This window comes from Phycobacter azelaicus (assembly GCF_014884385.1).
Classification (GTDB): Bacteria; Pseudomonadota; Alphaproteobacteria; order Rhodobacterales; family Rhodobacteraceae; genus Phycobacter; species Phycobacter azelaicus.
This window is the reverse complement of the sequence record NZ_WKFH01000003.1, coordinates 3,708,180-3,728,731: the sequence shown is the minus strand read 5'-3', so window position 1 is coordinate 3,728,731 and position 20,552 is coordinate 3,708,180. Positions and strand designations below refer to the sequence as shown.

18 protein-coding genes are annotated in these 20,552 nt (G+C 61.2%); 10 read left to right on the top strand and 8 right to left on the bottom strand.

The features are described 5' to 3' along the window. The first annotated feature begins 266 nt into the window (after window positions 1-266). The 3 genes from INS80_RS18925 (at window position 267) to INS80_RS18915 (ending at window position 3,836) form a co-directional block, all read left to right on the top strand. Complete coding sequence (locus tag INS80_RS18925; protein ID WP_192967105.1) at window positions 267-1,439, top strand: M20 aminoacylase family protein; 1,173 nt, start codon at window positions 267-269, stop codon at window positions 1,437-1,439. 10 nt (window positions 1,440-1,449) lie between these two features. Next, the gene (locus tag INS80_RS18920) at window positions 1,450-2,610 is read left to right on the top strand and encodes a M20 aminoacylase family protein (protein ID WP_192967104.1); all 1,161 of its coding nucleotides are present in this window, start codon (window positions 1,450-1,452) and stop codon (window positions 2,608-2,610) included. Between the two features lie 62 nt (window positions 2,611-2,672). Continuing rightward, the gene (locus INS80_RS18915) at window positions 2,673-3,836 is read left to right on the top strand and encodes a M20 aminoacylase family protein (RefSeq protein ID WP_192967103.1); all 1,164 of its coding nucleotides are present in this window, start codon (window positions 2,673-2,675) and stop codon (window positions 3,834-3,836) included. Between the two features lie 59 nt (window positions 3,837-3,895). Here the strand turns inward: INS80_RS18915 and INS80_RS18910 are convergent, their stop codons facing one another. From INS80_RS18910 to moaA, 3 genes are read right to left on the bottom strand one after another with little or no spacing between them, the layout of a single operon-like run. Continuing rightward, complete coding sequence (locus tag INS80_RS18910) at window positions 3,896-4,939, bottom strand: glycosyltransferase family 4 protein (RefSeq protein ID WP_192967102.1); 1,044 nt, start codon at window positions 4,937-4,939, stop codon at window positions 3,896-3,898. Continuing rightward, window positions 4,932-6,272 (bottom strand): 3-deoxy-D-manno-octulosonic acid transferase, encoded by a 1,341-nt coding sequence (locus INS80_RS18905; protein WP_192967101.1) that lies wholly within the window; start codon window positions 6,270-6,272, stop codon window positions 4,932-4,934. The genes INS80_RS18910 and INS80_RS18905 overlap by 8 nt, the downstream gene beginning before the upstream one ends. Before the next feature lies 1 nt (window position 6,273). After that, window positions 6,274-7,281 carry a GTP 3',8-cyclase MoaA gene (gene moaA, locus INS80_RS18900; protein ID WP_192967100.1) on the bottom strand — a complete coding sequence of 336 codons (1,008 nt, stop codon included), beginning with the start codon at window positions 7,279-7,281 and terminating at the stop codon, window positions 6,274-6,276. A gap of 112 nt (window positions 7,282-7,393) precedes the next feature. Between moaA and INS80_RS18895 the strand changes: the two genes are divergently transcribed. Then, window positions 7,394-7,864, top strand: a complete 471-nt coding sequence (locus INS80_RS18895) for a hypothetical protein (protein ID WP_192967099.1) — start codon at window positions 7,394-7,396, stop codon at window positions 7,862-7,864. Here INS80_RS18895 and INS80_RS18890 read toward each other — a convergent pair. Genes INS80_RS18890 through glmU form a run of 3 tightly spaced genes read right to left on the bottom strand, consistent with a single transcriptional unit; the run spans window position 7,843 to window position 11,741 of the window. After that, window positions 7,843-8,559, bottom strand: coding sequence for a DNA alkylation repair protein (locus INS80_RS18890; protein ID WP_192967098.1), 717 nt, complete (start codon window positions 8,557-8,559; stop codon window positions 7,843-7,845). The genes INS80_RS18895 and INS80_RS18890 overlap by 22 nt on opposite strands. A 3-nt stretch (window positions 8,560-8,562) precedes the next feature. Continuing rightward, a complete protein-coding gene (gene glmS, locus INS80_RS18885) occupies window positions 8,563-10,386 on the bottom strand; it encodes a glutamine--fructose-6-phosphate transaminase (isomerizing) (protein ID WP_192967097.1) in 1,824 nt (607 codons plus the stop codon). Then, entirely contained in the window at window positions 10,386-11,741 is a 1,356-nt protein-coding gene (gene glmU, locus INS80_RS18880) for a bifunctional UDP-N-acetylglucosamine diphosphorylase/glucosamine-1-phosphate N-acetyltransferase GlmU (RefSeq protein WP_192967096.1), read from the bottom strand. Before glmU ends, glmS begins: the two co-directional genes overlap by 1 nt. 130 nt (window positions 11,742-11,871) lie before the next feature. On the opposite strand from glmU, the gene INS80_RS18875 reads away from it, so the two are divergent. Beyond that, the gene (locus tag INS80_RS18875; RefSeq protein WP_192967095.1) at window positions 11,872-12,534 is read left to right on the top strand and encodes an HAD-IA family hydrolase; all 663 of its coding nucleotides are present in this window, start codon (window positions 11,872-11,874) and stop codon (window positions 12,532-12,534) included. 48 nt (window positions 12,535-12,582) lie between these two features. Next, entirely contained in the window at window positions 12,583-13,785 is a 1,203-nt protein-coding gene (locus tag INS80_RS18870) for a DegT/DnrJ/EryC1/StrS family aminotransferase (RefSeq protein ID WP_192967094.1), read from the top strand. On the opposite strand, the gene INS80_RS18865 is transcribed toward INS80_RS18870, so the two are convergent. Next, window positions 13,778-14,746 carry a capsular polysaccharide export protein, LipB/KpsS family gene (locus INS80_RS18865; protein ID WP_192967093.1) on the bottom strand — a complete coding sequence of 323 codons (969 nt, stop codon included), beginning with the start codon at window positions 14,744-14,746 and terminating at the stop codon, window positions 13,778-13,780. The two genes, INS80_RS18870 and INS80_RS18865, sit on opposite strands and share 8 nt — an antisense overlap. Before the next feature lie 260 nt (window positions 14,747-15,006). Here INS80_RS18865 and INS80_RS18860 point away from each other — a divergent pair, with 260 nt between their 5' ends. Further along, entirely contained in the window at window positions 15,007-16,170 is a 1,164-nt protein-coding gene (locus tag INS80_RS18860) for an isovaleryl-CoA dehydrogenase (RefSeq protein WP_192967092.1), read from the top strand. Next, window positions 16,170-16,514: a hypothetical protein gene (locus tag INS80_RS18855; protein ID WP_192967091.1), complete on the top strand. Its 345-nt coding sequence runs from the start codon at window positions 16,170-16,172 to the stop codon at window positions 16,512-16,514. Before INS80_RS18860 ends, INS80_RS18855 begins: the two co-directional genes overlap by 1 nt. A gap of 138 nt (window positions 16,515-16,652) precedes the next feature. Here the strand turns inward: INS80_RS18855 and INS80_RS18850 are convergent, their stop codons facing one another. Next, complete coding sequence (locus tag INS80_RS18850) at window positions 16,653-17,258, bottom strand: OmpW/AlkL family protein (protein ID WP_192967090.1); 606 nt, start codon at window positions 17,256-17,258, stop codon at window positions 16,653-16,655. Between the two features lie 149 nt (window positions 17,259-17,407). On the opposite strand from INS80_RS18850, the gene INS80_RS18845 reads away from it, so the two are divergent. Further along, a complete protein-coding gene (locus tag INS80_RS18845; protein WP_192967349.1) occupies window positions 17,408-18,943 on the top strand; it encodes an AMP-binding protein in 1,536 nt (511 codons plus the stop codon). Next, complete coding sequence (locus INS80_RS18840) at window positions 18,940-20,544, top strand: carboxyl transferase domain-containing protein (RefSeq protein WP_192967089.1); 1,605 nt, start codon at window positions 18,940-18,942, stop codon at window positions 20,542-20,544. The genes INS80_RS18845 and INS80_RS18840 overlap by 4 nt, the downstream gene beginning before the upstream one ends. Window positions 20,545-20,552 lie beyond the last annotated feature (8 nt).

Genomic DNA, 20,552 nt, shown 5'->3' with positions numbered 1-20,552 from the left:
TGGCTGCCTTGGTCACGCCTTCGATCATAATCCGTGCATGTAGAAATATTTTTTTGAGACTTTGCCGCTGTTGAGGTTTCAGTCGCTGCCAATGTGTGTTTCGTAAGCTGTTGAAAGATAAAGCTTGTGCGCAAGGCGCGCAAGGCTGGTGTGGGTGTTTGAAAATTGGCGGCACCCGCGCTGACTTGAGATACTTGCGAAGGCAACTTAATTGCCTGAGAGTGCACGAACGCCAAAGAGCGACCGTTTCAATCGAGAGGAACAGGATGCCAGTCAAGAATCGTTTTGCCGAGATGCAGGAGGAGATCACCAAGTGGCGTCGCCATCTGCATGAGAACCCCGAGCTTCTCTACGAAGTTCACAAGACGGCTGCCTTTGTGGTGGAGCGGTTGAAAGAGATCGGCCTTGATGACAGCGCCATCACCACGGGAATTGGCCGCACCGGTGTGGTCGCGGTAATCGAGGGAAAGACCAACACATCTGGACGGGTGATTGGCCTGCGCGCCGATATGGATGCCTTGCCCATCCACGAGGCCTCGGGTGTGGACTATCCGTCAAAGACACCGGGTGTAATGCATGCCTGCGGCCATGACGGCCACACCGCCATTCTGTTGGGCGCTGCGAAATACTTGTCCGAGACCCGCAATTTCGACGGAACCGTCGTGCTTATCTTCCAGCCGGCCGAAGAGGGCGGCGCGGGCGGCAAGGCCATGTGCGACGATGGATTGATGGAGCGCTGGGGCATTCAGGAGGTTTATGGTTTGCACAATATGCCGGGCCTGCCGGTTGGGCAGTTCGCGGTGCGCCCCGGCGCGCTTCTGGCGTCCTCCGACGAGTTCGAGATCACCGTGACCGGCAAGGGCGGCCATGCTGCCGCGCCTCATGATGCGATCGACACCACCTTGGTGGCCTCGCAGATCGTCGTGTCACTGCATTCGATCGTCTCGCGTAATGTGAACCCGGTAAAACGGGTTGTTCTGACCGTGGGAACCTTTGAGACCGACAGTACGGCGTCCAACGTGATCGCCCATCAGGCGCGCCTGCAAGGCACCGTGCGCACGCTCGACACGGAATACCGCGCGCTCGCCGAGGGCTGGGTACGGCAAGTGGCGGAAAATGTAGCAGCTGCCTATGGCGCCTCGGCAGAAGTGACATGGACCCCGGGCTATCCCGTGACCATCAATACGCCGGATGAAACCCAATACGCGGTGGAGGCTGCCCGCGCCGTCTCGCCGGATGTGAACGACGACACCGATCCGATCATGCCGTCCGAAGATTTCGCCTACATGCTGGAAGAACGCCCTGGCGCCTATATCTTCCTTGGAAATGGCGACACGGCCATGTGCCATCACCCGGCCTATGTGTTCGACGATGAGGCGATCCCTGTGGGATGCAGCTGGTTTGCCGAACTGGTCGAACGACGAATGCCCGCCGCCTGAGGAGACAAGAATGCCCGTCAAGAACCGCGCCGCAGAGTTTCAGGAAGAGGTTGCCGGCTGGCGCCGCGACATTCATGAACACCCCGAGATCCTGTATGACACGCACCGGACTTCGGCACTGGTGGCGGAAAAACTGAAAAGTTTTGGCTGTGACGAGGTGGTGACCGGCATTGGCCGCACTGGCGTCGTAGCCGTGATCCGCGGCCGCAGCGATAGCAAGGGGCGCGCGATTGGCCTGCGGGCCGACATGGACGCGCTGCCGATGCAGGAACAGACCGGCCTGCCGCATGCCTCCAAGATCCCTAACGCGATGCACGCCTGTGGCCACGATGGTCATACGGCGATGCTGCTTGGTGCTGCAAAATATCTATCAGAGACGCGCAATTTCGATGGCACCGCCGTGGTGATCTTTCAGCCCGCCGAAGAAGGCGGCAATGGCGGCGAGGCCATGGTCAAGGACGGTATGATGGAGCGGTTTGGCATCGACGAAGTCTATGCCATCCACAACAGTCCCGGCATCGAGGCAGGTAAATTCGCGATCCGTCCAGGCCCGATCTTGGCCTCGGTCGATGAGTTCACCCTGCACCTCAAGGGGCGCGGCGGCCATGGTGCCAAGCCACATATGACCGTCGATACGACGGTGATGATGTGCCACATGATCAGTGCGCTACAGACCATTGTCTCGCGCAATATGGATCCGATTGAGAAGGCCGTCATGACGCTGACCAGCGCCGAGACCTCCTCCAAGGCCTTCAACGTGATCCCCGACAGGGCCGAGGTGCGCGGCACGATCCGCACCCATTCCGAAGAGGTGCGCGCCATGATCCCCAAACGGATCAAAGAGATCGCCGAGGGTGTTGCGCAGACCTTCGGCGGCTCGGTCGAAGTCGAGATGCGCATAGGCGTCCCGGTCACCATAAATGACGAGGCCGCGACTGAATACGCCCGGGAGGCTGCAGAAGCCGTGACGAGCTGCGAAGACGTGCCGATCCTGATGGGCGGGGAGGATTTCTCCTTCATGCTGATGGAGCGCCCCGGCGCCATGATCCGCCTTGGCAATGGCAACAGCGCAGGGCTGCACCATCCCGAATACGATTTCAATGACGAGATCATCCCGGCCGGTATCAGCTGGTTCGCGGAGGTCGTCGAAAGAAGAATGCCCGCAGCCTGAAGGGCGGGGCCTACCGGTGCAGCCAGCACCGGACAAAACAGATAACAAAAGGAGTGAATGAAATGCCGGTTAAGAACCGTTTTGCCGAGCTTCAGGAGGAAATCACCGCCTGGCGCCGTGATATCCATGAAAACCCCGAGATCCTGTTTGAAACCCACCGCACCTCGGCGCTGGTGGCAGAAAAGCTGAAGGAGTTCGGCTGCGACGAGATCGTCACCGGCATCGGCCGCACCGGCGTTGTCGGCGTGATCAAAGGCAAATCCGACACTTCGGGCAAGGTCATTGGCCTGCGTGCCGACATGGACGCGCTGCCGATTCACGAGCAGACCGGGCTGGAGTATGCCTCCAAGACCGCGAATGCCATGCACGCCTGTGGCCATGACGGTCACACCGCGATGCTGCTGGGCGCGGCCAAGTACCTGTCGGAAACACGCAACTTCGACGGCACTGTCGTGGTGATCTTCCAGCCCGCTGAGGAAGGCGGCGGCGGCGGCAAGGAAATGTGCGACGACGGCATGATGGAGCGCTGGAACATCCAGGAAGTCTACGGCATGCACAACTGGCCGGGCAAACCGGTGGGCAGCTTTGCCATCCGCTCCGGTGCCTTCTTTGCGGCGACCGACCAGTTCGACATCACCTTTGAGGGACGCGGCGGTCACGCGGCCAAACCGCATGAAACCATCGACACCACCGTGATGTCCGCCCAGGCTGTTCTCGCGCTGCAGACCATCGCATCGCGCAATGCGGACCCGGTGGATCGTGTTGTTGTCTCGGTGACCTCGTTTGAGACCTCCTCCAAGGCGTTCAATGTGATCCCCCAGCGGGTTCAGATCAAAGGCACCGTGCGTACGATGTCTGCAGAGATGCGTGACCTGGCCGAAAAGCGGATCAAGGAGATCTGCGCAGGCGTGGCCGCGACCTTTGGCGGCACGGCTGATGTCACCTACCACCGTGGCTACCCGGTCATGGTGAACCACGAAGAACAGACAGACTTCGCAGCCAAGGTTGCAAGTGACATATCTGGTAATTGTGAGGAAGCGCCCCTCGTCATGGGCGGTGAGGATTTTGCATTCATGCTGGAAGAGCGCCCCGGTGCCTATATTCTGGTTGGCAACGGCGACAGCGCCGATGTGCACCATCCTGAATACAACTTCAACGACGAAGCCATCCCGGCTGGCTGCAGCTGGTGGGCTGGTATTGTCGAGCAGCGCATGCCTGCCGCGTAAGGCTTTGCTTGATGTAAAACGAAAAGGCCCGGTTCATCACCGGGCCTTTTTCATTTCGTTCAGCCTTCGGACCAGAGTGCATGATAAACGGCTTCGATCCCCTCAGCCTCGGACCTTACGCTGAAGCTGTGCTCAGCGATGTCCCTGGCATCCTGGGCCATTTGCGCATGGCGGTCTGCATCGTCCAGAATGCTGCGGGCGGCTTCGGCTGCGGCTGCGGCATCATCCAGAGGGACCACCAGGCCGCTTTTGCCTTGGGCGGAAAAGGCTCGGTAGTAGCCTGCGTCAGATCCAACGAAAGGTACGCCGCTCGCCATGCCTTCGAGTGGCGCCATACCGTAGCCTTCGTAGCGGGGCAGTTGCATCACCAGCGACAGGGCGCGCATGACCTGGGGCAGGTCTGTGGCTGGGATTTCGCCGGGAAACAGGATCCGATCAGTCAGACCAGCCGTGGCGATGCGGGATTTCAAATTCTTCAGGAAGCCTTGGTGTTCGCGTGCGGCCCGGCCAATGACCAAAGCCACGGCCCCGGGCTGGGAGGGTAGAAGATCTATCATGGCATCGACAAAGACATCGGTGCCCTTTTCGGGGCGTATGCGCCCGACGGTGGCAATCCCGATGTCGCCGCCATACCCGAGGGCCGCCCAGGCGGTGCTGCGGTTCTCCGCAGGTTGAAACAGATCGGTATCCACCCCATGAGGCACCACCGCGCGCACATTGGGGACGAACTCGGCGGCTTTCTCGGTGGTGGCAATGACCGCGTCCATGCGGCTGATCAGCCAGCGTGGAAAGGCCGAGTGCCGCCGCTGTGCCGCCGAAGTAAAAACGATGCGAATTGGCAGGCGCAGCACATCCCGCGCCCAGATCGCCGCGCGCATTTCGGTGTTACGGCGCACATGCCAGATGGCAAAGGATTTGCCGTTTGGGGCTTTGCGGCACAGACGTTTCGCCCCAGCAGTGCTGATTGGTTCGGGGCAGCTGGGCAGGGGGCGACCCACAAGCCGCAGATCATGGGTCAAGGCCTGCTGGCGGATCACATTGGCGGCTGTCGCCGAAACCCCTGTGAAATTGCGGTTGAAGTTGGTGACAAAGAGGTCAGGCATCAACCTGCGCCCTTGCTTTTTCTAACCTCAGACGCTCAATCAGCAGATCCGTGATCCCATCTAACCGTCTCGCCTGTTCTGTGTTAAAGCTCTGTGCAGACTCGCGCGCGGCGGCCAATGCATCGTTGTCGCAAAGCCAAGTGTCCACAGCCTCGGCCAGTTCACCAGCGTCAGCCACCTCGATGGCCCCGCCAGCGGCGATCAGCGGTGGGAAGGTTTCAGCGAAATTGCTGGTGCCGGGGCCTGTGATTACGGCAGCACCTGCGCTGGCCACCTCAAACGGGTTGTGCCCTCCGATAGGCAAGAACGAGCCGCCGAGGAACACGATCGGTGAGAGCGCATAGAAAGTCCCAAGTTCGCCGAGCGTATCGGCAAGATAGACTTGGGTTTTCGGCGTAAGTGCTGCGCCAGCGCTGCGCCGCGCCGAGATGAGGTTTGCCGCTTCGATCAGCGCGGAAACCTCATCAGCGCGTTCCGGGTGACGGGGGATCAGCACCAAACAAAGGCCCGGATGACGCTGCAGAAGGGTTTTGTGAGCTTTCAGGACTGTTTCTTCTTCGCCTTCATGGGTGGAAGAGGCGATCCAGACAGGGCGATCTTCGATGGCCTGACGCAATGGCTCAAGGGCCGTTTGATCGACCGGCAGTGGCGCTGCGCCTGCCTTGAGGTTGCCCCCGGGAAGGACACGCGCGGGGTCGGCGCCAAGCGAGATGAGATCTTGCGCCATCTGTTCGTTCTGGCTGAGCAGCAGGTCAAATCGTGACAGGATGAACCCGGCGGTAGCAGCGCGTTTTCGCCAACTGTCCAGCGAGCGTGCGGAAAGGCGCGCGTTGACCAGCGCCAAGCGCGTACCGGCCTTGCGGGCTTCCGCCAAGGTGACAGGCCACAGCTCGCTTTCCACAAATATTCCCGCATCGGGGCGCCAATAGGCGAGGAACCGGCTGACCGGCCCGGTTGCATCCAGCGGCGCGAACTGGTGGATTGCGCGATCCGGCAGGCGTTTCTCAGCCATCTGCGCAGAGGTCGCTGTGCCGGAGGTCAACAGAAAACGTGCATCTGGCAGGCGCTCGGCCAGTCGGTTGATCAGGGTAATCGCCGCAAGGCTTTCCCCGACCGATGCGCCGTGAAACCAGATCAATGGTGCGCCGGGGGCAAGGTCAGGGCGCGGCTGGCTGGCGTGGCCCAGGCGTTCGCGCTGGCGCACCTCGGTAATGCCTTGCGCGGCCAGCTTTGCGGCCACCTTGCGATAGGCAAAGGGCGCAATCAGCGCGGTTGCGGCTCGGTAGGCTTGAAACAGGGCTGTGGCCTTGCCGCCGGTATGTCGAGCGGCCATCTCAGCCGCCGGTGTGGCTCATATGGCGCGGCATCTGCCCGCCAAGCGTCTGCCGGGAATAGTCGAAATCATGGCCCTTGGGCTTGAGGTTGATGGCGGCTCGGATGGCCTCTTCGAGCGGAGCCTCAGTGTCGGGGTGATCACGCAGGGGCGCGCGCAGATCCGCCATGTCTTCCTGGCCGAGACACATGTAGAGTTCGCCCGTGCACGTCAGACGCACGCGGTTGCAGCTTTCGCAGAAATTGTGGCTGAGAGGCGTGATGAAGCCGATTTTCTGACCTGTCTCCTCAAGCCGCACATAGCGGGCCGGGCCGCCGGTACGCTCGGCAAGGTCCGTGACCGTGTAGTGGTTCTCGTACTCTTTGCGTACGTCCTTTAGGGACCAGTACTGATCCAGGCGATCTTCATTTCCTATATCGCCCATGGGCATGACCTCGATCCAGGTGAGATCCATGCCCCGCTCGGCGCACCAGCGGGTTATCTGAGGCAGCTCCGGCTCGTTGAAACCCTTGAGGGCTACCGCGTTTATCTTGACTCTGAGCCCTGCCTTCTGCGCCGCATCGATACCGCGCAAGACTTGCGGTAGACGCCCCCAACGGGTGACATCCGCGAATTTCTGCTCGTCCAGAGTATCTAGCGATACATTAACGCGCCGCACGCCTGCATCAAAAAGGTCCTGAGCGTATTTCTCCAGCTGCGAGCCATTGGTGGTCAGCGTCAGCTCCTTGAGGGCGCCGCTGTCCAGATGCCGCGTCATGGCACGGAAGAATGTCATGATATCGCGCCGTACCAGAGGCTCGCCGCCAGTGATGCGCAGTTTTTCCACCCCCATGCCGACAAAGGTGGAACAGAGCCGATCAAGCTCTTCCAGAGTCAGCAGCTCTTTCTTGGGCAGAAAGGTCATGTTTTCCGACATGCAGTAGACGCAGCGGAAATCACAACGGTCGGTGACCGAAACGCGCAGGTAAGTGATGGCGCGGGCGAAGGGATCTATCAACGGAGCAGTCATGGAGAAATAGGTAAAGCGCGCTTTGTCCTGCGGCAAGAGGGGAGTGCATTTTCGTGAGCAAAGGTTCGATTTTCATCTGGTCAGATGCCCGGACGGGCCGTAGGTTCGGATCATGCGACTGTTGATCCTTACATCCTCTGCTCTTTCGCTTCTGCTGCTTGCCGGCTGTGGCGACTTTGAAATGCCAAAGCTACCGGGTTTCAAAAAGGAAGAGCCTGCACCTCTGCCAGAGCAGACCGGGCCGCAGGTGCCCTTGGATGCAACGGGTGGAGCCATGGATGTGCCGGAACAGATTGTCGATACTCCAGAAGACGCCGAGGTCGCGCCTGAGACGGTTTTCACCGGCACCGAACAGGTTGTCGCTTCGCTCGGCGATCCGGCAGTGCCGGGGCTGTGGATGGAGACCTCGCTGGTCAGCAACGAGCAGCGGGCGCTGCTGCGCAGTGCCAATGGGGCTGAAGTCGTCGTGACTCTTAGGCCTTCGCCAACGACGGGCAGCGCGCGGGTCTCCATCGCTGCCATGCGCGCCCTTGGCGTACCGCTTACCGAATTGGTCGAACTTCAGGTGCGTCCCGCAAACTGATCTGCATGTGGCGTATCGCCTTTGAGATATTTTCCCGCCTCCTTGCGGGCAAAGGGCTTCATTGCATCGCCATGGGTCGCAAGGAAAGCGCGTGTGGCTTCCGCGTCATGCTTGCTGAGATCGCGTAGCCACCAGGCGATGGCTTTCTGAATGAACCAGTCCCGTTCGGGCACATACGTCGCGGCCCAGCCGAGGATACGGCTGCGGCGCGCCTGATCTGCGGGCTTGATGTTGTTCAGCTTGGCCCAGGGCAGGGTCGCCACAAGGGCAGCGCGGCGGGTCCACATGTGATCGGACTGCGTCCAGCTCTCGACCTCCTCCAGACGAGAGGGATCCGCAACCAACCGTTTCTGAGCAGCCATGCAGGCGTGATCGGCAATGGCCCAGCTGTCGAAATCGGGCACCCAGGAGGTGATCAATTGCCAGACGGTGTCATCTCCCCTGATACGCGCCTGGGTCAGCAGCTTGGCCGCCGCAATGCGTGCTTCGAAAATATCCGTTGTCCAAAGGCTGTCTGCCAGCGCGACGCGGTCATCCACGGTCAGCGACTGACGCCAGCCCTTGGTCAGATCGTTCAGTGCGGGGTTTGGAATGCCCAGAACTTTACGCGTCTGCTTGTGGTAGGCGGCCATATGTTCTGCGCGCCCGGCTTCAACATGCGCGTTCAACTGCTCCAGCGCCTCCTCCAAGGTCATGGGCTATTCCACAGTCACGGATTTGGCGAGATTGCGCGGCTGATCCACGTCGGTGCCCTTGGCCACGGCTGTGTGATAGGCCAGCATCTGCGCGGGCAGAGCATACAGGATCGGCGTAAGGCTGTCGTGGATCTGCGGCATGCGGATCGACTGCCAGACTTCCTCACTGGCTTCGGCCAGACCTTCAGCGTCCGAGACCAGCATCACCTTACCCTTGCGCGCCATCACTTCCTGCATGTTGGACACGGATTTGTCGAACAGATCATCGCGGGGGGCCAGAACGACCACCGGCATGTTGGCGTCGATCAGCGCGATGGGCCCGTGTTTCAACTCACCCGAGGCATAGGCTTCGGCGTGGATATAGCTGATCTCTTTGAGCTTCAGCGCGCCTTCCAGCGCCAGCGGGAACATCAGGCCCCGGCCCAGGAACAGCACATCGCGGGCTTCGCTCAGCTTGAGAGAGGCCTGACGGATTGCCTCGTTCTGCTCGAGCGCCGAAGACAGCACGTTGGGCAGTCCGCGCAAGGCCGAAATATGCGCCTGCAGATCCTCGTCGCTGATCTCGCCCCGGTCGGTCGCAGCTTTCAGCGCCAGCATCAGAAGAACGCTCAGCTGACAGGTAAAGGCTTTGGTCGAAGCGACGCCGATTTCGACACCCGCATGAATGGGCAGGGCCAGGTCGCTTTCGCGCGCGATGGAGCTTTCGGGTACATTGACCACCGACAGGATCTGGTCCGCCTTGCCCTCGCAATAGCGCAGCGCGGCCAATGTGTCGGCGGTCTCGCCCGATTGCGAGACGAACAGTGCCGCCGTGCGCGCCGGGATCGGCGGTTCGCGGTAGCGGAATTCAGATGCAATATCGACCTCGACCGGAATGCGGGCGAGTTTCTCGAACCAGTATTTCGCGGTGAGGCAGGCATAGAAGGCGGTGCCACAGGCCACCAGGGTCAGCCGTTCGATCTGTGTGAAGTCGATGCCTTCGCCGGGCAGGTGCACCTTATCCTCCCCCACCGGCAGGTAGTGGCGGATGGCTTCGGCAATCACTGTTGGCTGCTCGGCGATTTCTTTTGCCATGAAGTGCTTGTGGCCGCCCTTGTCCACTTGAGCTGAGTCGATCTGGATGGTTTTCACGGCGCGATTTGCCAGCTTGCCGTTAACGTCCCGGATTTCCAGGCTGGTCCGGGTGAGGACCGCGCAGTCCCCTTCTTCGAGGTAAGTGATCTGGTCGGTCAGCGGCGCCAGCGCGATGGCGTCGGAGCCAACGAACATCTCTCCCTCCCCATGACCGATCGCCAGAGGAGAACCCTTGCGGGCGGCCACCATCAGGTCTTCTTCTCCGTCGAAAAGGAAGGCGAGGGCAAAGGCGCCGTCGAGGCGCGAAAGGGTCTTTTGTGCCGCTTCGACCGCAGACATGCCGCCCTGCATGTAGCGTTCGGTCATCAGGGCGATGGTTTCGGTGTCCGTTTCGGTCTGAAACTCGATCCCTTCTTTGGCGAGTTCGGCGCGCAGGTCGCGATAATTTTCGATGATGCCGTTATGCACAACCGCGACAGCCCCGGCCCGGTGTGGGTGGGCGTTGTTCACTGAGGGGGCGCCGTGAGTGGCCCAGCGGGTATGCCCGATACCTGATTTGCCTGCCAGCGGTTCATGTACAAGATGATCGCTGAGGTTCACGAGCTTGCCGACCGCGCGGCGGCGGTCCAGCTTGCCTTCGCTGATCGTTGCAATGCCGGCGCTGTCATATCCACGATACTCAAGCCGTTTGAGCGCTTCCACCAGCAGGGGGGCTGCCTCATGATTGCCAAGAACTCCGACGATACCACACATCACTTGGCTCCTTTTGTCTTGCGGGCCTTCTTGGCGCGCAGCATGTCCATCAGTTTGCGCGCACGGCCGGGTTTGTTTTCTTGCGGGCTGCGCGCGATTGCTAGGTCGCCATCGGCAACCTCCTTGGTCACGACCGTGCCACTTGCCGTCATTGCTTCATCCCCGACGCGCACGGGAGCGACCAGCAGCGTGTTCGATCCGATAAAGCTGCGCGCGCCAATTTCGGTGCGGTGCTTCATGACGCCATCATAGTTGCAGGTGATGGTGCCGGCGCCGATGTTGGTTGCTTCCCCGACCGTGGCATCGCCCACATAGGAGAGGTGGTTGACCTTGGCGCCCGCTTTGATTTCCGCGTTCTTGATCTCGACGAAGTTGCCGATATGCGTGTCCTCGGCCAGCTCCGCGCCGGGGCGCAGACGCGCGTACGGGCCGACCTTGGCACCACGGCTGACGTGGCAGCCCTCCAGATGCGAGAAGGCGCGGATCAAGGCACCGCTTTCCACCGTCACACCGGGGCCGAAGACAACATTGGGTTCGATGACCGTGTCGCGGCCTACAACCGTATCATATGCGAAGTAGACGGTGTCGGGCGCCATCAGGGTCACGCCATTGTCCAGCGCCTCGGTTCGGGCGCGGGTCTGGAACAGCGCATCGGCGCGGGCCAACTCCGCGCGGGAGTTGATGCCCAGCGTCTCGGCTTCATCGCAGGCCACGGCTGTGACGCGCAGGCCTTTGCCGCGGGCCAGCGCCACAAGGTCCGTGAGGTAATACTCGCCCGAGGCATTGTTGTTGCCAACTTCGGCGATCAGGTCGAACATCGTGGGCGCGGCACAGGCCATCAGGCCCGAGTTGCAAAAGGTGATTGCGCGTTCGGCGTCGCTAGCATCCTTGAATTCGACGATCCGCTCGAGGCTTTCGCCCTCCATCACCAATCGACCGTAGCGGCCCGGATCGGCAGCTTCAAAGCCCAGAACCACGAGGTCGGCGCTCGCGCGTGCCTTGATCATGCGGGTGATCGTATCTCCGCTGACAAAGGGCGTATCACCGTAGAGAACCACCACATCCCCGGTGAACCCTGTCAGTGCATCGCGTGCCTGATCCACTGCATGCGCCGTGCCAAGCTGTTCTTCCTGCAGCACGACTTCGGCGCTCTCGTCGATCTCGGCCACCGCGCCGCGCACCGCCTCGGCCCCATGACCTGCTACAACCACGATCCGCTCCGGTTCAAGTGCGCGGCCTGCCGCCATTGCATGCTCCAGCATCGGAGCCTGGGCGATAGGGTGGAGAACCTTGGGCAGGTCCGAATTCATCCGCGTGCCTTTGCCTGCGGCCAGGATGACGAGGGCTGTGCTCATGTGATGTTTCTCTTTGTCTTTTCAGCGCCCCCGTTTTATCCGCTAACCTTGGGCGTGCAAGCCGTTGAGTCATCAAACTAGGTTGCGGCTTGCAACATCATGCGGCGGAAATGCGCCGAAAGGGGACGATATGCGAACGGTGATCTTCGATCTTGATGGAACTCTGGCGGATACCTCGGGGGATCTTCTGGCGGCGGCCAATGCCTGTTTCCGCCAGATGGGACATGGAGATGTGCTGACTCATCCGAATGATGCCGGGATTGCTCTGCGTGGCGGCAAACGCATGCTGACCGAAGGGTTGAAACGTGTCGGCGCTTACCGTGAGGCCACGGTCGAGGACTATTACCCCGTCTTGCTGGACGCCTATCGCGAGGCGATTGATCTGCATACGTTCCTGTACCCTGGGGCAATGGATGCAGTGGAAGCGCTGAAGGTGCGGGGCTACGGCGTTGGCATCTGCACCAATAAACCCGAGGCCCTGGCCGAACAGCTGATGCGCTCCCTTGGCGTGCGCGATGCCTTTGCCTCGCTTGTCGGCGCAGATTCTTTGCCGGTGCGCAAACCCGATCCTGAGCCCTTGTTTGAAGCGGCCCGCCGGGCAGGCGGTGATCCGGCCAGAACGGTTTTGATCGGCGACAGTGACACCGACCGAAATACCTCGTCGGCGGCTGGTGTGCCTTCGGTGCTGGTGACCTTTGGCCCCTCGGGAGAGGATATGGCGGCGCTGCGGCCTGAAGCGCTGCTGCATCGCTACGAGGATCTGCCTGATATGATTGCTCAGTTGCTGCCCTGAGATGGCTTCCCCCTTGACCAGCGGGCAGGGGCGCCCCACAAAAGCATCATGAGCGAGATTTTCACCGGCAATTTTACCCAGCAGGAACCCATTCCTGAGGAGGCGATTGAAGCCGCCGTTGAGGTCATGCGCCATGGGCGCCTGCACCGTTATAACCTGGCTGAGGGAGAGGTGGGCGAGACCGCGCTTCTCGAGCGAGAGTTTGCGGATCAGGTGGGGGCCAAATACTGCCTCGCCGTGGCATCCGGCGGCTATGCACTCGCAACCGCTCTGAGAGCTGTTGGAGTGGGACACGGCGACCGGGTTTTGACCAATGCCTTTACGCTGGCGCCCGTGCCCGGCTCTATCGCGGCGGTCGGCGCGACCCCGGTTTACGTGGATGTGACCGAGGACTTGACCATTGATCTGGAGGATCTGACAGCCAAAGCGGGTCAGGCCAAGGTTCTGATGCTGAGCCACATGCGCGGGCACCTTTGCGACATGGACCGCCTGATGGAGATCTGCAACGCGGCTGGGATCATCGTGATCGAGGATTGCGCCCACACCATGGGGGCGGAGTGGAACGGGGTCCCCTCGGGGCGTCACGGAGCGATTGGCTGCTATTCCTGTCAGACCTATAAGCATGTGAATTCCGGCGAGGGCGGCTTGCTAGTCACCGATGATGCCGAGTTCGCGGCCCGCGCCATCATGCTGTCGGGCTCGTACATGCTCTTTGGACGCCATCTGGCAGCGCCGGAGCCTGAGGTATTCGAGCAGATCAAATTTGAGACTCCAAATATCTCCGGCCGGATGGACAATCTGCGGGCGGCCATTCTGCGGCCGCAGTTGCGGGATCTGGATGCGCAGGTTGCCCGCTGGAACGATCGCTACCGGACGCTTGAAAGCGGGTTGCGCGGCACGCCGGGGCTGCGCGTGGTAGAGCGTCCGGCAATGGAGACCTATGTCGGCTCATCCTTCCAGTTCCTGTTGCTCGACTGGGCGGCGGAGCGTGTACAAGAGGTGTTGCGCCGCTGCGCAGTGCGCGGTGTGGAGTTGAAGTGGTTCGGCGGGGCAGAGCCTGTGGCCTTTACCTCGCGCTATGACAGCTGGCGCTACGCAGAGACGCCCGCGCTTCCCAATAGTGACCGCATTCTTGCCGGCATCATCGATATGCGTGTGCCGCTGACCTTTTCTCTTGAGGATTGCGCCCAGATCGCCCGTATTATCCGCGCCGAAGTGGGCGCGGTGTTTCAGGGCGAACCCGCTACCTAAAGCGTGAACGCGGGAACCCGGCTTTGCTGAAAATCTTCCAGATTCTCTCTTCGAGGCGAGCATTGTTCAGCGGCAGGCACATTTTCAGGAAATACCAGGCGAGGAACTGCTCGTAGCCTTCGTCTCGGTCAAGTTCGCGGGCAAGGACCGTTTCGAACTCCTTTGGCGCGTGTACCCGCCCCGCCAAGTGGTGAAAGTCCGATTGGCCAAAGAGAATCGCGGGCTTGAGGTGCAGGAACCCTTCCAGGGCGACGGTTGAGTTGATGGAAACCGTTACACAGCTGGCACTGAGGATGTCGTGGATATTGGCGTCGGTCACGGTGATCCGGCTGTCTGTCTCGGCAAGGGCGAGGGTCTCGGCAATGTCGGAAAAGTTGCTCGCCAGTGGGTGTGGCTTCACGATGATGGGGCGGTCCCCGGCGCCAGCCTGCACCGCCCTCAGCATCTCGATGTCCGTGGTCGACGTTGCGCCGGAGGTGACCGGATAGTCACCCTGAAAGAAAACCGAGATCGCGTTGTCGGGAAACTGCTGCTGCGTCTCGGGCTGGGCGTATTTCGATTTGCGTGATTGCACGTAGCGTTTGTGCATATTGTCAAAGAAGCTCTGTGCCCGGCGCCGTGGCATCTGTTCCGGACCATAGTGTGCGGCGCCGGTTGAGCTGAAGGCTTTCACCCCTTGTGGGTCCAGCTGCCAGAAACGCCAGAAATAGGCTGCCCCCGCATTGAGCACATTGGGCGCATTGAGCGAGCGATCATCTATGATGTGGAGATTCCCATCATCAAAACGGCTGTCCCCGATGGTGCGCGTGTCGATGCGAATATCGCCGTCGCGCTGGCGACTTTCCGCCCGAATGTTTTGGCCTGCCATCAGATCGCCCAAGATCCGATAGAACTCAAGGTGTCGACCGGACAATCTGCGGGGCAAGTCGCTCGCTTTGAGATGAAGGACGATCTTAGGCATGGGGGAGGGACTGTTTTCTCTCGCGATCAGAGCGGCTTGGGGTGTGAGACTAGGAGCGACAAGGATCTCTGTCCATCTGTGGTTGAGGCATATTTCTTCTTGGAGACAAATTCGGAGTCCTGCGTCTGGATAATCAAAAGCAGACGTAGGACCGCCGGAAATACCCGATTGGGTCATCTGGTGCTTGACGTGGAAGGCTTTGATGGCGATAAATGAACGCATGTTCAAATAATGCGCGATGACTCGGGAGGAGACTTGGTATGTTCAACGCAAGCATGACCTTTGACTTGGGCGAAGATGTGAATGCGCTGCGCGATATGGTGCATCGCTGGGCGCAGGAACGCGTCAAGCCGATGGCGCAGGAGATCGACCAGAAAAACGAATTCCCCGCCGAGCTGTGGAAAGAGATGGGCGATCTCGGTCTGCTTGGCATCACGGTCCCTGAGGAATTCGGCGGGGCGGGCATGTCCTACCTCGCGCACACCGTCGCTGTTGAGGAAATCGCACGTGCCAGCGCGTCGGTCTCGCTGTCCTATGGCGCGCATTCCAACCTCTGCGTTAATCAGATCAAGCTGAACGCCAATGAGGAGCAGAAGAAAAAATACCTGCCGCGCCTGATTTCGGGCGAGCACGTGGGCGCGCTGGCCATGTCCGAAGCAGGTGCTGGCTCCGATGTGGTCTCGATGTCTCTGCGCGCGGAAAAGCGCAACGACCACTATCGCCTGAATGGCAACAAATACTGGATTACCAATGGGCCCGATGCCGACACGCTGGTGGTCTATGCCAAAACCGACCCCGAGGCGGGCTCAAAAGGCATCACCGCCTTCCTAATCGAAAAAGAGTTCAAGGGGTTTTCGACCTCGGTACATTTCGACAAGCTGGGGATGCGCGGCTCCAACACGGCCGAACTGATCTTTGAAGACTGCGAAGTGCCTTTTGAAAACGTGCTCGGCGAAGAGGGCAAGGGCGTCAAGGTTCTGATGTCCGGCCTAGACTACGAGCGTGTGGTTCTGGCGGGCATTGGAACCGGGATCATGGCGGCCTGTATGGACGAGATGATGCCCTATATGGCAGAGCGCAAACAGTTCGGACAGCCGATCGGGAACTTCCAGCTGATGCAGGGCAAGATCGCCGATATGTACACGGCTATGAACTCGGCCCGCGCCTATATCTACGAGGTGGCCAAGGCCTGCGACAACGGAACGGTCACCCGCCAGGATGCGGCGGCCTGCTGCCTTTATGCCTCCGAGCAGGCGATGGTGCAGGCGCACCAGGCGGTGCAGGCCTTTGGTGGCGCCGGCTATCTCAGCGACAACCCGGTGGGCCGGATCTTCCGTGATGCCAAACTGATGGAGATTGGTGCGGGGACTTCTGAAATCCGCCGCATGCTGATCGGTCGCGAACTGATGGCACACATGGGCTGATGCGGATTGCCTACTGGATCCCGGTTGCCTTGCTGACGCTTTTGTTGGCGGTGATCGGGCTTCGGAACGGCATTCTGCGACAGGGCATCACGGAAACCGATGTGATCACCCTTTATGCGCAGCGCTATCTGGCCGATCATGCCGGGTCAGGCAGGCCCGGCGAACCACAGGTGACGGATTGTTCGGCGCGCCCCGGTGAGGGTGGATGGAGCTGGCTCATCGTGACCTGTCGCCCGCCCGGAAGCGGCGCTGCGGCGCTGTATCGCTATGAAGTCAACGTCCTTGGCGGGCTGATCCGCTTTTCCGGGCCGGGCGGTGCGGGGCTGCCTCAACCGGAAGCGTGATGGCAGGTAGGGCGACAGATGCGCAGCTGGATCACATGCGGATCAAAAAAGAGTACAGGCGCCGCGCGGAGCGACGCCTGTTCAAGCGGGAACAGCGGGCAGGGACGAGGGAAGCACCTGCCCAACTGCAACACGGGATCAGAAGCGGTGCACGTAAGCGACACCAATCACGACCGGATCAATCTCAGCGGTGCCGATGGAGGCGCCGTTCAGGAAGGCTTCGCTGTCGATGTCCATGTAGCGCACGTTGAAGCGCAGCGCGCCGTTGTCCGAGACCTGCCAGTCAGCACCCGCGTTGATGGCAAGACCCCAGCTGTCATCAAGGCTCAGCGTTCCGAGGGGCGAGCTTTCCTCAAAGAAGGTGGTGTAGTTCACACCAACTCCGAGGAAGGGTTTGACCTTGCCCTTGGTCGGGAAGTGGTAGTTCAGCGACAGGGTTGGCGGCAGTTGCTTGGTGGTGCCCGCATAGCCCACGCCAGCGATGGTGATGTCGTGCTCAAAAGGGGTGGCGGCCAAGAGTTCGATCCCGAGGTTGTCGCGGATGAAATACTCAACGGTCAGCGACAGCTGGGTGTCGTCGTTGATCGTCGCCGCACCGCCCGCAAGCGTGCCGTTGTTCGACTTGGGGTTCACGTTGGCGATACCTGCGCCGAAGGTCCAGTCGCCTTGCGACTGAGCAACAGCCGGGGCCGCCCCGGCAACAAGCACCGCGGAGACGGCGAGAGCGGAAACCATGCGTTTCATGAGGGAAATCCCTTTTTTGTCTTTTGCCGCACCACTGTGTGCCATGAAGCGAAAACGGTCTCTGATCTGGATCAAGGCTGCTTCCGCTTTGCCTCTGAAATAAAAAGAAAATCGTGCATAGCCGCTATGCGTTTCGGAAAGGGCTGATCATGTCAGAGTTGCGCCATATTCCGGGTTTGACACATGACGGGGCATGGGATGTGCCTCGGGCACTGAACATGGCGGCGCAGGCCATGGCGCATGCGTCGGATGCCTGCGCGATCATCGATCTGACCGGGCCAGAGCGGCGTGACATTTCGCACGGCGAACTGGCATCTATGGTCGATGGGCTGGCGTGCTATCTTTTGTCGCGAATCCAGCCGGGGGATCGTGTTGGGGTGCTGCTCAGCCAATCGCCCTGGTGCGCTGCGGCCCATCTGGCGATCTGGAAGGTCGGTGCCATCTCGGTGCCGCTGTTCAAACTGTTCAAACGGGACGCGCTGGCCTCTCGCGCTGGCGATGCGGGGGTGCGGTTCGTGCTGACCGACCCCGAGGGCGCGATGCTGCTTGGCGATCTGGCAGAGGCGGTGATGGTGCAAGATGCCGGTATCGACGGCGCTCCGGTGCCCTTTGCCGAGACGACGTCGGAAACGCCAGCGGTCCTTATATACACCTCCGGCACCACCGGCAGCCCAAAGGGGGCGCTCCACGCACACCGGGTGCTGACCGGGCACCTGCCGGGCGTGGCCATTAGCCACGATCATCTGGGCCAGCTGGGGGATTGCCTCTGGACCCCGGCGGACTGGGCCTGGATCGGTGGTTTGTTCGATGTCTTGATGCCCGGTCTTGCGCTGGGCGTTCCGGTCGTCGCGGCGCGGCTCGACAAATTCACGCCCGAGGCCTGCGCCGACCTGATCGCGCGCGGCGGTGTGCGCAATATCTTCTTCCCGCCCACCGCGCTCAGGATGCTCAAGGCCGCTGGCAAGGCGGTGCCGGGTCTGCGCTCGGTCGCTTCGGGCGGTGAACCCTTAGGGGCCGAGATGCTCGCCTGGGGGCAGGAGGCCTTTGGCCTCACGATCAACGAATTCTACGGGCAGACCGAATGCAACATGGTCGCCTCCTCCTGCGGGGTGGATTTTCCACCGCGTCCGGGCTGCATCGGCAAGGCGGTGCCGGGGCATGAGGTTGCCGTGATCGACGCGAAAGGCAATCCCACCGATCAGGAGGGCGATGTTGCGGTGCGCCGTGGCTCTGCCTCGATGATGCTGGAATACTGGAACCGCCCGAAGGAAACGGCGGAGAAGTTCCACGGCGACTGGCTGGTGACCGGCGATCGCGGCATCTGGGAGGGCGATTACTTGCGCTTTGTAGGCCGTGAGGATGATGTCATTACTTCCTCTGGCTATCGCATCGGCCCGGCCGAGATCGAGGACTGCCTGCTGACCCATCCAAGCGTTGCCACGGTCGGCGTCGTCGGCAAGCCCGACCCGATGCGCACCGAGATCGTCAAGGCCTATGTGGTGCTGAAAGAAGGCGCTGCGGCCACCGAGAAAGAGTTGCAGGACTACGTCAAGGACCGCCTTGCCCACTATTCCTACCCCCGCGAAATCGAATTTCTGGACGCCCTGCCGATGACCGTCACCGGCAAGGTGATCCGCAAAGAGTTGAAGGCCCGTGCGGCCGCTGAACAGGAGTCTTCCGTATGAAACTTCAATCCAAGGCAATGCCTTCTTCCGAAGGCTTCAAACAGAACCGAGCGGCGCATCTCGAAGCGCTGGCGCAGATCGATGCGGCGGCAGAGGCGGCGCGCATGGGTGGCGGCGAGCAATCTCGTGCCCGCCACGAAAGCCGGGGCAAGATGCTGCCACGCCGCCGGGTTGCGAACCTTCTGGATCCGGGCTCTCCATTTCTGGAAATCGGCGCGACGGCTGCCCACAATATGTATGACGGTGCAGCCCCCGCAGCAGGCGTGATTGCAGGCATTGGCCGGGTGCATGGGCAAGAGGTCATGGTGGTCTGCAACGACGCCACCGTGAAGGGCGGCACCTATTACCCGATGACGGTCAAGAAACACCTGCGCGCGCAGGAGATTGCCGAGGAAAACCGCCTGCCGTGTATCTACCTGGTGGACTCTGGCGGCGCCAACCTGCCCAACCAGGACGAGGTCTTCCCGGACCGCGACCACTTTGGCCGCATCTTCTACAATCAGGCGCGCATGTCGGCCAAAGGCATCCCGCAGATCGCCGTGGTGATGGGCTCCTGTACCGCAGGCGGCGCCTATGTGCCCGCGATGTCGGATGTGACCATCATCGTCAAGGAGCAGGGCACCATCTTCCTCGCGGGCCCGCCGCTGGTGAAGGCGGCAACCGGTGAGGTGGTCAGCGCCGAAGACCTGGGCGGCGGCGATGTGCACACGCGCCTTTCTGGCGTGGCCGATTATCTGGCCGAGGATGACGCCCATGCGCTGGCGCTGGCGCGCCGCGCGGTGCAGTCGCTCAACATCACCAAACCCCTCACCGTGAACTGGGCCTCCCCTGAGGAACCCGCCTATGACCCCGAGGAAATCCTGGGCGTAGTGCCGGGCGATCTGCGCACGCCCTATGACATCCGAGAGGTGATCGCGCGGCTGGTCGACGGCTCGCGCTTTGACGAATTCAAGCCGCGCTTTGGTGAGACTTTGGTCACGGGCTTTGCCCATGTGAAGGGCTGCCCGGTGGGGATCATCGCCAACAATGGTGTGCTGTTCTCAGAGGCAGCACAGAAAGGCGCACATTTCGTTGAACTGTGCTCCCAGCGCAAGATCCCGCTGGTCTTCCTGCAGAACATCACCGGCTTCATGGTGGGCCGCAAGTATGAGAACGAAGGCATCGCCCGCCATGGCGCCAAGATGGTGACGGCGGTGGCGACGACCAATGTGCCCAAGGTGACCATGCTTGTGGGCGGCTCTTTCGGGGCCGGAAACTACGGCATGTCGGGGCGCGCCTATCAGCCGCGTTTCCTCTGGACCTGGCCGAACAGCCGCATTTCCGTGATGGGCGGTGAGCAGGCAGCGGGGGTTCTCGCGACCGTGAAACGCGACGCCATCGAACGGCAGGGCGGCAGTTGGAGCGCCGAGGAAGAGGCCGAATTCAAGCGCCCCACCATCGAGATGTTCGAGGAGCAGAGTCACCCGCTCTATGCCTCGGCGCGGCTTTGGGACGATGGCATCATCGATCCTCGCAAATCCCGCGAGGTGCTGGCCCTGTCGCTGAGCGCCGCTTTGAATGCCCCGATTGAAGACACGCGCTTTGGCGTGTTCCGGATGTGAGGACGAAC

Coding starts and splice junctions, on each gene's coding strand:
- INS80_RS18925 (WP_192967105.1), top strand. CDS start 267: ATGCCAGTCAAGAATCGTTTTGCCGAGATGCAGGAGGAGATCACCAAG.
- INS80_RS18920 (WP_192967104.1), top strand. CDS start 1,450: ATGCCCGTCAAGAACCGCGCCGCAGAGTTTCAGGAAGAGGTTGCCGGC.
- INS80_RS18915 (WP_192967103.1), top strand. CDS start 2,673: ATGCCGGTTAAGAACCGTTTTGCCGAGCTTCAGGAGGAAATCACCGCC.
- INS80_RS18910 (WP_192967102.1), bottom strand. CDS start 4,939: ATGCCTGACCTCTTTGTCACCAACTTCAACCGCAATTTCACAGGGGTT.
- INS80_RS18905 (WP_192967101.1), bottom strand. CDS start 6,272: ATGGCCGCTCGACATACCGGCGGCAAGGCCACAGCCCTGTTTCAAGCC.
- moaA (WP_192967100.1), bottom strand. CDS start 7,281: ATGACTGCTCCGTTGATAGATCCCTTCGCCCGCGCCATCACTTACCTG.
- INS80_RS18895 (WP_192967099.1), top strand. CDS start 7,394: ATGCGACTGTTGATCCTTACATCCTCTGCTCTTTCGCTTCTGCTGCTT.
- INS80_RS18890 (WP_192967098.1), bottom strand. CDS start 8,559: ATGACCTTGGAGGAGGCGCTGGAGCAGTTGAACGCGCATGTTGAAGCC.
- glmS (WP_192967097.1), bottom strand. CDS start 10,386: ATGTGTGGTATCGTCGGAGTTCTTGGCAATCATGAGGCAGCCCCCCTG.
- glmU (WP_192967096.1), bottom strand. CDS start 11,741: ATGAGCACAGCCCTCGTCATCCTGGCCGCAGGCAAAGGCACGCGGATG.
- INS80_RS18875 (WP_192967095.1), top strand. CDS start 11,872: ATGCGAACGGTGATCTTCGATCTTGATGGAACTCTGGCGGATACCTCG.
- INS80_RS18870 (WP_192967094.1), top strand. CDS start 12,583: ATGAGCGAGATTTTCACCGGCAATTTTACCCAGCAGGAACCCATTCCT.
- INS80_RS18865 (WP_192967093.1), bottom strand. CDS start 14,746: ATGCCTAAGATCGTCCTTCATCTCAAAGCGAGCGACTTGCCCCGCAGA.
- INS80_RS18860 (WP_192967092.1), top strand. CDS start 15,007: ATGTTCAACGCAAGCATGACCTTTGACTTGGGCGAAGATGTGAATGCG.
- INS80_RS18855 (WP_192967091.1), top strand. CDS start 16,170: ATGCGGATTGCCTACTGGATCCCGGTTGCCTTGCTGACGCTTTTGTTG.
- INS80_RS18850 (WP_192967090.1), bottom strand. CDS start 17,258: ATGAAACGCATGGTTTCCGCTCTCGCCGTCTCCGCGGTGCTTGTTGCC.
- INS80_RS18845 (WP_192967349.1), top strand. CDS start 17,408: ATGTCAGAGTTGCGCCATATTCCGGGTTTGACACATGACGGGGCATGG.
- INS80_RS18840 (WP_192967089.1), top strand. CDS start 18,940: ATGAAACTTCAATCCAAGGCAATGCCTTCTTCCGAAGGCTTCAAACAG.